Annotated in this window: 12 protein-coding genes; 3 read left to right on the forward strand and 9 right to left on the reverse strand. The window is 68.1% G+C overall.

What is annotated here, in order from left to right:
• Window positions 1–13 precede the first annotated feature (13 nt).
• The 3 genes from nrdE to nrdH are packed head-to-tail and all read right to left on the reverse strand — an operon-like array spanning window position 14 to window position 2887.
• Window positions 14–2158 (reverse strand): class 1b ribonucleoside-diphosphate reductase subunit alpha, encoded by a 2145-nt coding sequence (nrdE, locus tag LSI54_RS08745; RefSeq protein WP_241465087.1) that lies wholly within the window; start codon window positions 2156–2158, stop codon window positions 14–16.
• 41 nt (window positions 2159–2199) lie between these two features.
• Window positions 2200–2628, reverse strand: a complete 429-nt coding sequence (gene nrdI, locus LSI54_RS08750) for a class Ib ribonucleoside-diphosphate reductase assembly flavoprotein NrdI (RefSeq protein ID WP_241464722.1) — start codon at window positions 2626–2628, stop codon at window positions 2200–2202.
• A gap of 7 nt (window positions 2629–2635) precedes the next feature.
• Entirely contained in the window at window positions 2636–2887 is a 252-nt protein-coding gene (gene nrdH, locus LSI54_RS08755) for a glutaredoxin-like protein NrdH (RefSeq protein WP_241464721.1), read from the reverse strand.
• A 543-nt stretch (window positions 2888–3430) separates the two neighbouring features.
• Between nrdH and LSI54_RS08760 the strand changes: the two genes are divergently transcribed.
• Window positions 3431–4426 (forward strand): GTP pyrophosphokinase, encoded by a 996-nt coding sequence (locus LSI54_RS08760; protein ID WP_241464720.1) that lies wholly within the window; start codon window positions 3431–3433, stop codon window positions 4424–4426.
• A gap of 43 nt (window positions 4427–4469) precedes the next feature.
• Here LSI54_RS08760 and thiD read toward each other — a convergent pair whose 3' ends face one another.
• The 5 genes from thiD to LSI54_RS08785 form a co-directional block, all read right to left on the reverse strand.
• Window positions 4470–5348: a bifunctional hydroxymethylpyrimidine kinase/phosphomethylpyrimidine kinase gene (thiD, locus tag LSI54_RS08765; protein WP_241469417.1), complete on the reverse strand. Its 879-nt coding sequence runs from the start codon at window positions 5346–5348 to the stop codon at window positions 4470–4472.
• Between the two features lie 85 nt (window positions 5349–5433).
• Window positions 5434–7212, reverse strand: a complete 1779-nt coding sequence (locus LSI54_RS08770; RefSeq protein ID WP_241469420.1) for a gamma-glutamyltransferase — start codon at window positions 7210–7212, stop codon at window positions 5434–5436.
• Window positions 7213–7224: 12 nt separating this feature from the next.
• Window positions 7225–8385 carry a DUF418 domain-containing protein gene (locus LSI54_RS08775; protein ID WP_241478167.1) on the reverse strand — a complete coding sequence of 387 codons (1161 nt, stop codon included), beginning with the start codon at window positions 8383–8385 and terminating at the stop codon, window positions 7225–7227.
• Between the two features lie 98 nt (window positions 8386–8483).
• Window positions 8484–9716, reverse strand: a complete 1233-nt coding sequence (gene chrA, locus LSI54_RS08780; protein WP_241478168.1) for a chromate efflux transporter — start codon at window positions 9714–9716, stop codon at window positions 8484–8486.
• Window positions 9717–9792: 76 nt separating this feature from the next.
• Window positions 9793–9960 (reverse strand): hypothetical protein, encoded by a 168-nt coding sequence (locus LSI54_RS08785; RefSeq protein WP_241476148.1) that lies wholly within the window; start codon window positions 9958–9960, stop codon window positions 9793–9795.
• An 88-nt stretch (window positions 9961–10048) separates the two neighbouring features.
• On the opposite strand from LSI54_RS08785, the gene LSI54_RS08790 reads away from it, so the two are divergent.
• Both LSI54_RS08790 and LSI54_RS08795 read left to right on the forward strand, forming a co-directional pair.
• Window positions 10049–11797, forward strand: a complete 1749-nt coding sequence (locus tag LSI54_RS08790; RefSeq protein ID WP_241478169.1) for an ATP-binding cassette domain-containing protein — start codon at window positions 10049–10051, stop codon at window positions 11795–11797.
• Window positions 11794–13476 carry an amino acid ABC transporter ATP-binding/permease protein gene (locus LSI54_RS08795; protein ID WP_241478170.1) on the forward strand — a complete coding sequence of 561 codons (1683 nt, stop codon included), beginning with the start codon at window positions 11794–11796 and terminating at the stop codon, window positions 13474–13476. Before LSI54_RS08790 ends, LSI54_RS08795 begins: the two co-directional genes overlap by 4 nt.
• Here LSI54_RS08795 and LSI54_RS08800 read toward each other — a convergent pair.
• Window positions 13442–14461, reverse strand: coding sequence for an AEC family transporter (locus LSI54_RS08800; protein ID WP_241478171.1), 1020 nt, complete (start codon window positions 14459–14461; stop codon window positions 13442–13444). The genes LSI54_RS08795 and LSI54_RS08800 overlap by 35 nt on opposite strands.
• Window positions 14462–14509: the final 48 nt, after the last annotated feature.

The raw sequence follows: 14509 nt of genomic DNA on the forward strand, positions 1-14509 counted from the left end.
GTGGGCGCGAGGGTCACAGCATGCAGGAGACGCAGCCGTCGACCTCCGTGCCCTCGAGCGCAAGCTGGCGCAGGCGGATGTAGTAGAGCGTCTTGATGCCCTTGCGCCATGCGTAGATCTGCGCCTTGTTGATGTCGCGGGTGCTGGCGGTGTCCTTGAAGAACAGCGTCAGGGACAGGCCCTGGTCCACGTGCTGGGTCGCAGCGGCGTAGGTGTCGATGATCTTCTCGTACCCGATCTCATAGGCATCCTGGTAGTACTCCAGGTTGTCATTGGTCAGGTAGGGCGCCGGGTAGTAGACGCGCCCGAGCTTGCCCTCTTTGCGGATCTCGATCTTCGAGGCCACCGGGTGGATCGAAGAGGTCGAGTTGTTGATGTAGGAGATGGAACCGGTGGGCGGCACCGCCTGCAGGTTCTGGTTGTAGATGCCGTGGGCCATGACCGAGGCCTTGAGCTCCAGCCAGTCGGCCTGGGTCGGGATGGCCACGTGGCCGAACAGGGTGCGGACCTTCTCGGTCGCCGGCGCCCAGAGCTGTTCGGTGTACTTCTCGAAGAACTCACCGGTGGCGTACTGGGAGTTCTCGAAGCCGTCGAAGCTCTGGCCGCTCTCGATCGCGAGCTGGTTCGAGGAGCGCAGGGCGTGATAGAGCACCGTGTAGAAGTAGATGTTGGTGAAGTCGATGCCCTCTTCGGACCCGTAGTAGACGCGTTCCCGCGCCAGGTAGCCGTGCAGGTTCATCTGCCCCAGACCGATCGCGTGGGAGCGCCGGTTGCCCTCAGCGATGGAGGGGACCGAGTTGATGTAGGACATGTCCGAGACCGCGGTCAGGGTGCGGATCGCCGTCTCGATGGTCTGCCCGAAGTCCGGTGAGTCCATCGCCTTGGCGATGTTCATCGAGCCAAGGTTGCAGGAGATGTCCTTGCCGATCTCCGAGTAGCTCAGGTCGTCGGCGTACTCGCTGGGCTCTGAGACCTGGAGGATCTCCGAGCACAGGTTGGACATGGAGATCCGTCCGGCGATCGGGTTCGCCCGGTTCACGGTGTCTTCGAACATCACATACGGGTAGCCGGACTCGAACTGGATCTCGGCCAGGGTCTGGAAGAACTCGCGAGCGTTGATCTTGGTCTTGCGGATCCGCGCATCGTCGACCATCTCGTGATACTTCTCGGTCACCGAGATCTCGCTGAACGCCTTCCCGTAGACGCGCTGGACGTCATAGGGGCTGAACAGGTACATCGGCTCGTTCTTCTTGGCGAGCTCGAAGGTGATGTCCGGGACGACGACGCCGAGCGAGAGGGTCTTGATCCGGATCTTCTCGTCTGCGTTCTCCCGCTTGGTGTCGAGGAAGCGGAAGATGTCGGGGTGGTGGGCGTTGAGGTAGACCGCGCCGGCGCCCTGGCGTGCGCCGAGCTGGTTGGCGTAGGAGAAGGAGTCTTCCAGAAGCTTCATCACCGGGATCACACCGGAGGACTGGTTCTGGATGTGCTTGATCGGGGCGCCGTTCTCGCGGATGTTGGTCAGCGACAGGGCCACGCCTCCCCCGCGCTTGGAGAGCTGGAGGGAGGAGTTGATGGCGCGGGCGATGGACTCCATGTTGTCCTCGATGCGCAGCAGGAAGCAGGAGACCAGCTCACCGCGCTGCTTCTTGCCTGAGTTCAGGAAGGTCGGGGTCGCGGGCTGGAAGCGGCCGGAGATCATCTCGTCGACCATCTTGTTCGCCAGCTGCTCGTCGCCGCGGGCCAGGTGCAGCGCGACCATGGTCACGCGGTCCTCGTAGCGCTCCAGGTAGCGGTCACCGTCGAAGGTCTTCAGCGCGTAGGAGGTGTAGAACTTGAAGGCGCCCAGGAAGGTGGGGAACCTGAACTTCGCGGCGTAGGCGCGGTCGAAGATGGCCCTGGTGAACTCCTTGGAGTACTGCTCCAGGGTCTCGGGCTCGTAGTAGTCGTTCTCGACCAGGTAGCCCAGCTTCTCCTCCAGGTTGTGGAAGAAGACCGTGTTGGTGTTCACATGGTCCAGGAAGTACTGGCGGGCCGCGAGCTGATCCGCCTCGAACTGGATCTCGCCGTCGGGGCCGTAGAGGTTGAGCATGGCGTTGAGCTCGTGATAGCTCAGTCCCTGCCACTGGGCGGGCATGACTTTGGCCAGCGGTGCGTCCATGGAGTCCCTGCCGTGCTGGGTCTGTGCGGTGCTCGCCGCGTTCAGCGGCTTGGTTGCTGTTTCCAAAACTCTTCCAATCCCATCTCGACCGTGGCCACGTCTTCTGGTGTGCCCATCAGTTCAAATCTGTATAGATGAGGGACTCCGCACTTGGCGGCGACGATGTCGCCTGCGATGCAGTAGCTCTCATGAAAATTCGTGTTGCCCGCGCCGATCACTCCGCGCAGGAGGTTCCTGTTGGATTCAACATTGAGGAACTTGATGACCTGCTTCGGCACCGAGCCTTCGCCGGCGTCGGCCCCATATGAGGGAAGGACCAGGACGAAGGGCTGTTCCGCCTCGAGGGTCTCATCTCTGGTGAGCAGCGGAAGCCTCGCAACCTCCCCTGCCCCGCGCTGAAGCTTCTCCACGAATCGGTGCGTGTTGTTCGACACCGAGGAGAAGTAGATCAGCCTCGCCGAGGTGCTCACGGCTGCATCAGGCGACCGAGCTGATCGCAGCGTGCTGAACGGTCAGCTCGGAGATCTTGTCGGGACGGAATCCGGACCAGTGGTCGGACTCGGTGATGACCACGGGTGCCTGCATGTAGCCCAGGCCGCGCAGCCGCTCGAGGGCCTCGGCATCCTGGGTGATGTCGACGGTCTCGTAGGTCACGCCGTTCTTGTCCAGGGCGCGGTAAGTGGCGTTGCACTGGACGCAGGCGGGCTTGGTGTAGACAGTGACAGACATGGGCTCCCCGATTCAAACGTGACGTTTTGGCTATGCCTCAATACTACATCTTGGGTTCGGCGATATCAGCAGGCACTAGATGATGTACTTGCACCCGTGTAGTTCTCCACCGACTGTCCACAGGACCTGTGGACCATGACTCCCCTGGAATGGCGCGGAAGCGGCGCCCTCACCCGCTCTTCCTCCACAGCTGTGGAGTTCGATACTCCCGAGAAGAAGTTTCTTGAACCACCGCGTGTCTCGGCGTGTCTGGACCGTGAAATCGGAAGATGTTGCGTCTGTGCCCTCGATCATTCACCAGATGTTGTGGTTGGGGTCTCATCCAGGATCCCATCGACGAGCAATACCGCCCAAACATGGGTCCTGCAGAGTATCGCGGCTTCGCGGCTGTCGGCGGAAGCTGTCTGGGCGATCACAACGATTCCGTAGAGGGACTTCACAGAGAGTGCACCTAGGGTCGAGAATCAGAATCACCGGTCCCGTGACCGTCGTCTCCCAGCCCCGCGCTGTGAACCCCTGAAACCCCCTAGGAGAACTTCCCCCATGTCCGCTGGACGCGCTCCTGCCACTGACAGCCATTTCCTGCCCGTCGATGCCCCTGACCGAGTCTCGCTGAGCGCCGGGGTCCGCGTCCCGCCCGGCAAGGACCTGGCCCAGCAGGCGCCGCTGGCGAAGAAGGCGCAGCGCAGCGAGTCCGATGTCTACCGAGCGCTGCTCTCGGAGCTGCACAGCAGCGCCGGAGAGGAGGGTGACGGCGTGGCGGTGCGGATGGTGGACATCCGGCGGCAGCTCACCGAGTTCCAGCTGCACTATAAGTTCGGCATGGATGAGGTGCTCACCAAGATCAACGTGCTGCGCGAGGAGTTCGAACACACCCGCGACTACTCCCCCATCGAGCATGTGAACTACCGGCTGAAATCCCTGGACCGGATCCTGGACAAGGTGCAGCGCTATGGCTGTGAACCCACCCTGGAGAGCATCCGGCACTCCATCCGGGACATCGCAGGGATCCGGATCACCTGCTCCTTCGTCTCAGACGCCTACTGGGTCGCGGAGATGCTGTGCAGCCAGCCGGACCTGCGGGTCGTCGAGGTCAAGGACTACATCCGCACGCCCAAGGTCAACGGGTACCAGAGCCTGCATGTGATCGTGCAGGTGCCGGTCTTCCTCTCCAACCGCACCGAGTTCGTCTACGTGGAGGTGCAGATCCGCACCGTGGCGATGGACTTCTGGGCCTCGCTGGAGCACAAGATCTATTACACCTACGACGGCGAGGTGCCCGACGACATCCTCGATGAGCTGCGCGACGCCGCGGTCCAGGCCGCGGCGTTGGATCAGCAGATGGCTTCGATCAGGGACCGGGTCACCGCGCTGAAGGATCAGGCGCCGGTCTCGGGTCAGGGTGCCACCGGGCCGACTCCACGTGATCGCGCGACCACCGGGGCCTGGTTCCCTTCGGATGACGCGATGGGGACCACCTGGAAGTGGGAAGACATCGCCAAGCACGCCGGTGGACCGCACGAGACGCCGCAGGGCTGAGGCATCTGCGCCAGCCCGACGCCGGCAGGTACGCGCTGGAAGCTCAGCGCCAGAGCTGCGCGAAGTGCTGGATCGGGCCGTGACCCTTGCCGACGTCGAGGCGTTCAGAGTCCTGGAGCGCGGCCGTCATCCAGTCCTTGACCACCGGCAGCGCGGTCGACCAGCTGTGGCCGCGGGCGGCGAGAGTCGCCAGCGCCGCGGAGACCGAGCAACCGGTCCCGTGGGTGTTCTGCGTGTGGATCCGCGGCGAGAGGAACTGCTCCTCCTCCTGACGCGCTCCTGACTGCTCGGGGTAGACCAGGGTGTCGACGACGAACTCCTTCGCCGAGGCGTCGTCGAGATGTCCACCCTTGGCGAGGACCACCACCTGATGTGCATCCGCCACGGTGCGCGCCTGAGAGATGAGCCCCGCGGGGTCGGTCGCCGGCTCGGTCCCGGCCAGCAGCGCGAGTTCGGGCACGTTGGGGGTGATCAGGTCCGCCCGGTGCAGGAAGTTGATCAGCGCCGACTCCGCGGCGGCGTCGAGGAGCCGGTCCCCGGAGGTGGCGACCATGACCGGGTCGAGCACCAGCACGGGTCGGATCCCGGCGTCGTCGTGATCACCGCTGAGCCCCAGCGCGTCCAGCCACTCGGCCACCGTGGTGATGATCTCCTCGGTGCCGAGCATCCCTATCTTGATCGCGTCCAGCGCCACGTCATCGGAGACGGCATCCAGCTGTGCGCGCAGGAAGCTCGCCGGGGGCAGGTGGATGCCGCGCACCCCCTGGGTGTTCTGTGCCACCAGCGCAGTCACCACGCACATGCCGTATCCACGGTGCGCCGCAAAGCTCTTCAGGTCCGCCTGGATGCCGGCGCCGCCGGTGGGATCGGTTCCGGCGATCGAGAGGATGTTGGGGATGCTGCGCGGTGACGGGAGACTCATGGTTCCATGCTAATCGGCCCGCGCCGCTCCCCTCCGCCGCTCTCATCGGCGGGGCGCGGGCCGGATCATGCAGGCAGGTCCCAGGTCAGTCGATGACGGTGTGGCTGCCCACGCGCCGGTCATCGTCGGCGCCGGTGACCTCGCCGGTCTCGTAGTCGACCTCGAGCGCCTGGACCGAGCCGAAGCCGCCCCATTCGTCCGGCCAGACCTGCAGCTCCCAGCCGAGGTCTTCCAGGGCCTCCCGGGTCTCCTCGTCGGGCTCATCGTCGAGGACCAGAAGCTCGTCCTCCTCGATGAGGCGGAAGCGCAGCCCGTCCACGGCCTCCTGCAGGGGCGCGTCCTGCAGGCCCCACTGGGTGAGCACGGTGCCCATGATGTTCAGGATCTGGTGTCCACCCGGGGTGCCGATGCCCAGCACGGGTCGCTGCTGGTCATCGAGGACGATGCTGGGCATCGACCAGGTCACCGACTTGCGGCCGGGCTCTGGCTGGTTCGCCGGGGAGTCCACCGCCTCGAAGCGGCTGAGCTGGTTGTTCAGGTAGAAGCCTCCGCTGACCTCCCCGGCGCCCCAGAAGTTCGTCAAGGTGTTGGTCATCGAGACCATGATGCCCTCGTCATCGATCACCGAGATGTGTGTGGTGTTGGCATCCTGCGGAGCGTCCGCCTGAGCCTGGGCAGGCTGCTCCTCCGAGTCCTGGGCGGCATCCTGCGCGGCGGATTGGGCGGAGACCTCGATCTCGGCGTTGGCGGCCGAGTCGGTGAGCTCCTCGACGGGGACCTCCACGAAGGCGGGGTCGCCGATCTGGGTGAACACGGTCTCCTCGGCGACGAGCCAGGCCTCAGAGAGGGTCTCGATGTACTCCGCAGAGCCCGGTTCCAGCTCGGCGATGCCCTGGGCCTCAGCGATCTGGAGCAGCTGCACCAGCGCCGGGCCGGGGAGCGCCGGCGCCGCGGCGAGCACCTCGTAGTCGCCGAACTCCCCGGAGACCGGTGCGGAGGCGGTGACCTCGTAGTCGGCGAGGGTCTGCGCATCGATGCCCTCGACCTGGGTCAGCTCCTCGGCGAGGCTGCCGGTGTAGAAGGAATCCCAGCCCTCCGCGGCGAGGGTCTCCAAGGTGCTGGCGAGTTCGGTCTGGACCAGCTGGTCTCCGCTGGCCAGCGCCTCGCCGTCGACCTCGAAGGGTTCCACCCCTTCGATGGCCTCGGGCCCGAGGTCCTCGGTCATCCGGCTGGCCAGGAAGTCATAGACCTCGAAGCCCTCGGATGCGAGCTGCTGGGCTGGCTGGAGCAGCCGCTCCCAGTCCAGGCTGCCGTGTTCCTGATGCAGGCGTCCCATGCCGGCGACGAAGCCCGGTGCGCCGATGCCGGTCTCGGGGATCTCCCCGTCCACCCCGACCATCTCGCGGTAGTCGTAGAAGAGCGGGTCACCGTTCTGGCCGGCGATGACCACCGAGCCGCCGCCGCCGAGCCCAGAGGCGAAGGGCTCCACGACCGACATGGCGAAGGCGGCGGCGATGGCCGCGTCCACGGAGTTGCCGCCGTCGGCGAGGACCTGCTCTGCGGCGTCCACGGCGAGCGGATGCCCGGCGCTGACTCCCTGCTGGGTGAGGGTGTCCTCCACCGGTTCGGGGGTGCTGGTGGGCTCCTGCGGCTCCTCGCTGGGCGCCGGCGGGGGCGGCGGTGGGGGCTCCTCCTCGGTGGCGCAGGCGACGAGCAGCCCGAAGGCGGCGAGCAGCGCTGTGGTCTTCGCAGCCCGCCTGCGCAGCGTCCGGAGGCGCACGATGTGGGGCGCTTCAAGGAGGTGGGGCGGTGCGTGGACGTCAATCGGTGCGTCGCGGTGCGACAGGGGGTTCTTCGGCTGCATGTTTCGTCTCCCTCAGGAAGGCGTCGGCTTCTGTTCCATGGATGCCCCCGGCTTCGCCCGGCGCGGGTAGGGGCGCGCGAGCTGCCGGCGGCGGTGACGTTCGGGAAGGCGGTAGGTGACGCGCAGGAATGCGGGAGTCATCCGCAGCAGCGCCTCGAGCGGGCCGTAGCGGAAGTTGGCCATCCACACGACGGCGAAGAGGATCAGCCCCAGCATGATCGCGCAGCTGATCAAGAAGCCCTCCAGCGGCTTCTGCGGTCCGGGGTAGATGAAGAGCGCGATGATCACCAGGTGCGCGGTGTAGGCGGTCAGCGGCATCTGCCCGACCACGACGAGCGGCCGGATGCCCTGGTTGAAATGAGGCACCGCGATCAGCAGGATGCCGAGCAGCATGACCGCGGTGCCGCTGGAGCTGATCAGCCACAGCGGCATCTGCGAATGTCCCACCGCGGAGATCATCCGATCGAAGCCGACCTGCGTGGTGTCCGGCTCGCCGAGGACCCGGACCAGCACCTCGGAGGTTCCGAAGGCGCCGAACCCGGCGATGGCTCCCAGGTAGACCAGGCGCCACTGGAGCTTCGCGTTGCCCAGCGGCTGCCGGCCCAGCCAGACCCCGAGGAAGAACGGAGCGATCCAGACCACCAGCGGGTAGGGGCCAGAGACCAGGATCGCGCCGATGATCTGGAATGGAGAGTCCCCGATCTGGGCGGGTTCGATGTGGAAGTGCGTGGTCTGCCGCGCGAGGATCCAGAGCACCGGTCCCAGCAGCGCAGAGGCGGTCGCGGACCAGAACAGCCAGCGGGTGGACATCTTGACCATGAACGCCGCCAGGAAGAACAGCGCCGCGTAGGTGGTGAGGATGACGTTGACCCCGTGCTCGAGGGTCTGCAGTCCCAGGCCCAGTGCCAGCAGCAGCAGGCCCCGCCAGAGCAGCGTGCTGCGCCGGGTGATGCCCTTGGTCAGCGAGCGGCGCGCCAGAAAGGTCACGCCGATCCCGGCGAGCACCACGAAGAGGATGGAGGCGCGACCATTGAGGGCCCGTACGATCCAGGAGGCCCATCCGTCGGTGTTGTAGGGACCGACATTGACGATGATCATGCCGAAGACGGCGGCGGCGCGCGCCACGTCGAGGGCATAGAGACGACTCAGCCCGCGAGCTTGGGAGCTCAGCATGCGGCAGGGTCCTCCTCGCCATAGCAGTCAAGTACCTCAGAACTGTACCTCTCGGTCCTGCGCTTTTGCTCTACATCCAGGTTCCCGTCAGCCGGGTCTCAGAGCAGCACCCAGCCGAGCAGGCCCGCGGCGAGCACCACGGCCCAGGCCGGGATCCGCCAGCTGTTCAGCGCTACGAAGGCCAGGACAGCGAGCACCAGCGCCTCGATTCCCACCTCGAGCACCCCAGCGGTGAAGACCGGGGTGTAGAGCGCGGCGGCCAGGATGCCGACCACTCCGGCGTTGACCCCCATCAGCGCCTTCTGCGCGGACGTGTTGCTGCGCAGCCGCTCCCAGAATGGCAGCGCCGCGATGACCAGCAGCGCGGCGGGCGCAAAGATGGCCAGGACCGCGACGGCGGCGCCGGCGAGGCCGGTGGGCGTGCCGGTGCTGGAGGCGCCGAGGAAGCCGGCGAAGGTGAACAGCGGGCCGGGGACTGCCTGCGCGGCCCCGTAGCCGGCCAGGAATACCTCGGGGTCCACCAGGGCGGGGACGGTCTCGGCCTGCAGCAGCGGCAGCACCACATGGCCGCCGCCGAAGACCAGCGCCCCGGCTCGGTAGAAGGAGTCGACCATGGCCGCCAATCCGGTGCCGCTGGCGGCGGCGAGGATCGGCAGGCCCGCCAGCAGCGCGGCGAAGAGCGCACCCGCGGTCCAGGAGGCACGTCGGGAGACCCGCACGGTGAACGCGTCCTCGGGCTTCGGTCCGGTCTCCGGGGGGCGCAGCCAGAGGGCCCCGATGACCCCGGCGGCGAGAATCGCAACGACCTGGATGAAGGGATTCGGCACCAGCAGGACCAGCACCATCGCGGCCGCCGCGATGGATGCCCGCGGAGCGTCCGGGGTCAGCGCCTTGGCCATCGAGAGCACCGCGTGGGCCACCACGGCCACCGCGGCGGCCTTGAGTCCGTCGATCCAGCCGGCCTCGGTGAGGTCCCCGGCGTGTTGGACCCCCAGTGCGAACGCCACCAGCAGCACCACCGAGGGCATGGTGAATGCGAACCAGGCCGCCATCATCCCGGGGTAGCCGGCGCGCTGCAGGCCCAGCGCCATGCCGACCTGGCTCGACGCCGGGCCGGGCAGGAACTGACACAGCCCCACCAGGTCGGCGTAGGCCTTCTCGGTGAGCCAGCGGCGTCGGGTGACGAAGGCCTCGCGGAAATATGCCAGGTGGGCCACGGGCCCGCCGAAGGAGGTCAGCCCCAGGCGCAGGAAGACCAGGAACACCTCTGCCACGGTGCCGGGGTGTCGGGAGACGGCGGGGCCGGCGTCGTCCTCTGGGTGCTCAGTCATCTGCGCACACACTCGAGCAGGAAGGTTAACAGAAGTTGAACAGCCCCGGTCAGCCGATTGGTCCTGTTCAGCCAGATCAGGTCATCCGCGGCACCGGTCGGCGCAGATCGGTGTCGAGCGCGTGTCCGCGGAGCCCAGCGGCGTTCACCTGGACCTCCGCACCGAGGCCTCCGAGCTGATCGCGATGGAGTCCGACGCCGCGCTGACTGCTGTCCCGGCCGGGGGCGTGACCCGGTGGCTGCATCACGGCAGCTCGATCAGCGCATCGGACGGCGCTTCGCAAATGTTGCACTGGCCCACGGGGGTCCGCTGAACCTGGAATGATCTGAGGCGTGCTTCTGCAAGATATGCCTCCCCGCGCGTGGATCGCTGCCGCGCTGCAATGGATCCGCACGATCGCGCTCGCCACGCTGTTCCTCGCCCTGGGCCAGGTCCTGGATGCGGCGCTCGGCGAGACGGACCCCACCGGTGCGCTGGTCCTCGGCGCGATCGCCGGCGCCGCTGCGGTCATCTGCGCCGGAATCGCCGCCGCCGTGCCGCCTCGCTTGCGCGCGGTCGAGGAACAGCGCTGGCGGGCCAGCGGGATCCGGGCCGCGCTGGGCCGTGACCCGGCCGCTCCGTCAGGGCCACCTGTTGGCCCCGGCGGCGGCGGTCCCGGTGGGCGCCCTGGCGGCGGCCGCCCGGGCACGGGTGAGGCTGAGCTGCTCACCGGCGGGGTGGAACGCATCGCGGAATACCGTGCGGAGTTCCTGGGGCCGGCGCTGGCGGCGTTCACCGCCCCGGCCCTGGTGCTGCTGATGCTGGGCATCTTCGTGGACCCGGTGATCGCCGTCGTGCTGCTGGTCCTGGTGCTGCTGGTCCCGGTGCTGGTGCGGTTCTTCCTGGCGCGCTTCCGCGGCCCCACCGCCGCCTACCGGCGCCTCGCCGGACAGGCCACCGCGAAGTTCCAGGAGGTGCTGCGCTCCCTCGGCGGGCTGGTGCTGCTGGGCGCTGAAGACGCCGGCCGGCGCAGCGTGGCCGAGGCCGCCGCTGCCCTGCGGGTCCAGGCGGTGACGCTGCTCAAGCGCAGCCAGCTGATGATCCTGGTCAATGACGCGCTCTTCTCGCTGGTGATGATCACCGCCGCGGTCGGGCTGGCCCTGTGGCGATTCGACGTCGGTGCGATCACCGCCGGCGGATTCCTCGCCGTGGTGCTGCTCGCCACGCTGCTCTACGAACCCATCGACAAGCTCGGCCGCTCCTTCTACGTCGCGATGGCCGGACGGACCCAGCAGGGACTGTTCACCCAGACGCTGACGACCCCGACGACGGTCGCTGAGGCCCCGTCGGAAGCTGCGCGTGCACAACCTGCGGCGGAGGCCGTCGAACTGCTGCGCCTGAAGGATCTCGGCGTGGACCGCGGTGGCAGCAGCGTCCTGCGCGGAGTCACGCTGAGCGTCCCGCGCGGCGCCGCCGTCGCCGTCGTCGGTCCCTCCGGAGCCGGCAAGTCCACCCTGGCCGCGGTGCTGCAGGGCCTGATCCCGACGGCGGCCGGTCAGCTGCTGCTCGAGGGTCAGCCGGCCGATTCTGCGGCGCTGCAGCAGGCGGCGGTGACCGTGCCGCAGAAGCCGTTCATCTTCTCCGGCACCGTGGCGGAGAACCTCCGCCTCGCCCGTCCCGACGCCACCGATCGCCAGCTCTGGGAGGTCCTCGCCCAGGCGCGCCTCGACGCGGAGATCGCCGCAAAGCCCAGAGGACTGGCCACCCAGGTCGGTGAGGACGGCGCTTCGCTCTCCGGTGGACAGATCCGCCGACTCGCGATCGCCCGCGCGCTGCTCTCCGGGGCCAAGCTGCTGATCCTCGACGAGCCCACCGCTGACCTGGACCGGCGCGCCGAACAACTGGTCGACGAATCGCTGCGCAGCCTCGCCGGAGACCACACGCTGATCATCATCGCCCACCGGCTGGCCACCACCCGCTGGGCCGATCAGGTCCTGGTCCTTGAAGCCGGACGCACCGCGGCGCTGGGCACCCCAGAGGAGCTCCTCGCCGAGGAGGGCTACTACGCGCAGGCCACTGCAGGAGAAGGTGAAGACCGATGATCATGCATCTGCTGACGCTGGCCAAGGGATCCGCCGGGCTGCTCGCGCTCTCGGCCCTCGCCCGGACGCTGACCCTGCTCTGCGGCGCCGCTCTGCTGGTCTATCCGGCCTGGCTGGTGGGACGCCTCGCCGACGGCCAGGACATCCCGCAGCTGGGGACCGTCGTCGCGGTCATGATCGCCCTGGCCGCGGCCAAAGGCCTGACCCGTTACGCCGAGCAGCTCTCCGGGCACACCGCGGCCTTCGCGCTGCTCGAGCAGCTGCGGGTCAGGCTCTACGAGAAGCTGATCCCGCTGGCCCCGGCGGTGACCGCCTCCCGCGGGAGCGGCCGGCTGCTCTCAGCCGCCACGCGTGACGTGGACCGGGTGGAGGTCTTCTTCGCGCACACCCTGGCCCCGGTGGTGACTGCGGTGCTGATCCCCGCCGCCGCCGTCGTGCTCACCTGGAACCTGACCGGCGCAGCGCTGGGACTCGGGCTGCTGCTGATCTACCTGGTGGCCGCTGCCGCGCTGATCGGCATCGGTCGCCGCGGCGGACGCGCCAACAGCACCGCTCAGGTGCGTGCGCGGGGCGCCCTGGCCCAGGAGATCAGCGACGACCTCCGCGGGGCTCAGGAGATCACGATCTTCGGCGCCCAGGAACAGCGGGCTCAGCGGGTGGACCACATCGGCGCCCAGATCGGGGAAGGCTCCCGCGGCGCCTCGGTGCTGCAGGGACTGCGCGCGGCTGCCGGTCAGGGTTGGCAGGTGCTCGCACTGTTCATCCTGCTGCTGCTGGGACTGCCCCAGGCCCAGGAGGGCGTGATCGGCTACACCGAGCTGCTGCTGGTGCTGGCCCTGGTGCCCGGCACCGCCCCCGCGCTCGCCGCGATCGAGGCGCTGGGCATCTCGCTGCCTGCGGCGCTGGCCTCCGCGGCGAACCTGCGCGAGCTCGAGGAGAGCACGCGCGAGGTCGCCGAGCCCACCCACCCCGTCGCGGTGAGCACCGAGCGCGACGGCGCCGCCTCGGTGTCCTTCCACGGGGTCAGCTTCGGCTACCCCGGCACCGAGCGAGAGGTGCTGCGCGACGTGGAGCTTCACGTCGAAGCCGGGCAGGTGGCCGCCGTCGTCGGGGTGAGCGGGTCGGGAAAGTCCACGCTGGCCTCGCTGCTGACCCGAGTCTGGGACCCGCAGGCCGGTGAGGTGCGGCTCGGGGGCACCGATGTGCGTGATCTCGAGCTGGCCGCGCTGCGCGCGAACATCACCGTGGTGGAGCAGCGCCCGGTGATGATCAGCGGCACCATCCGGGAGAACCTGCTGCTGGGCAGCCCGGCGGCCACCGAGGAGCAGATCCTTGCCGCCTGCCGTTCCGCCTGCTTGTCCGCCGATATCGAGGCGATGCCGGAAGGTCTGGACACGCAGCTTGGCAGCGAGGGCGCCCGGCTCTCCGGGGGTCAGTCACAGCGGCTGGCGCTTGCTCGCGGGTATCTGCGGGGCAGCCCGGTGCTGATCCTCGACGAGATCACCTCGGCCCAGGATCCGCTCACCCAGGCCGAGATCCTGCGCCGGATGCCTGAGGCCACCGACGCGACGGTGATCATGATCGCCCACCGCAGCGCGGTGCTGCGCCATGTGGGCAGCGTCTACGAGATCGACGCGGGGAAGATCAGAGCAGCAGCTCTGCCAGCAGCGGGAGCGTGATCAGGCAGGCCAGCGTGCTGGTCACCAGGATCGAGGCGGCCAGCCGGCCGTCGCCCTCGTACTGCTGAGCGAAGACATAGACCGTGGTGGACGACGGCATCGCGGCGATGATGATCAGCGTGCCCGCCCAGATCGGTCCCAGCTGGTCATAGAAGGGCAGCACCGCCAGCCAGGTCAGCACCGGCAGCACCAGGATCTTGCCCACCGTGCCCAGTCCGATCAGACGCTTGGGCACTCCCCCGCTGCGGATCCCCTCGATCGCCGGGTGCAGCGCCAGGCCGACGCAGAACAGCGCCAGCGGGACCGCCGTCTGCCCGAGCAGGCTCGCCGATTCGTTGATCGGCGCGGGCAGGCTCAGCGGGCTGAAGACCACCAGCAGCGCCAGCGCCATGGCGATGAACACCGGGTTCAGCAGCAGCGCCCGCTTCAGGATCGGCCCGATCTGCGTGCGAAGCAGGTGCCCGATGCCGCCGGCCCGCTCCGCGTGCCCGGCCTGCGCATCCCCGGTCTGCGCGTCCCCGGTCTGCGCGGCACGGGAAGCTACGACGGTGCGGACCAGCGGGTAGCCGTTGAGGTAGATCAGGTTGTGCATCATGTGCACGATCCCGGCGGCCAGGCCGGCTTCGGGGCCCAGCACGCTGATCGACACCGGGATTCCGAAGTACCCGACGTTGCCGAAGCTGCCGGCCAGCGAGGTCGCCGCGGCGCCCTCGTGGCCGCGGACGCCGAAGAGGCGACTGCCGTAGTACAGGGCGATGGAGACCAGCGGGGTCACGACGGCGACGATGACCACCGCGAGCAGCGGGAAGCCGGCGGTGGGCGGGGCGGTGATCATCGCGGTGTAGATGAAGGTGGGCAGCGCGAAGTAGAACAGGAAGCCGTTGAGGTGGTCCTGCCCGCTGCGAAAGCGCGGGATGAATCCGGCGGCGAAACCGACGCCGATCACCAGGAACATCGGGCCGATGACGGCGAGCATGTCAAGCATCAGGGTCTCCCCCGCCGTGGAAGAGACCAGCGGGCGCAGCCGGCGCGG

The organism is Nesterenkonia sp. AY15, from assembly GCF_022565855.1.
GTDB lineage: Bacteria > Actinomycetota > Actinomycetes > Actinomycetales > Micrococcaceae > Nesterenkonia.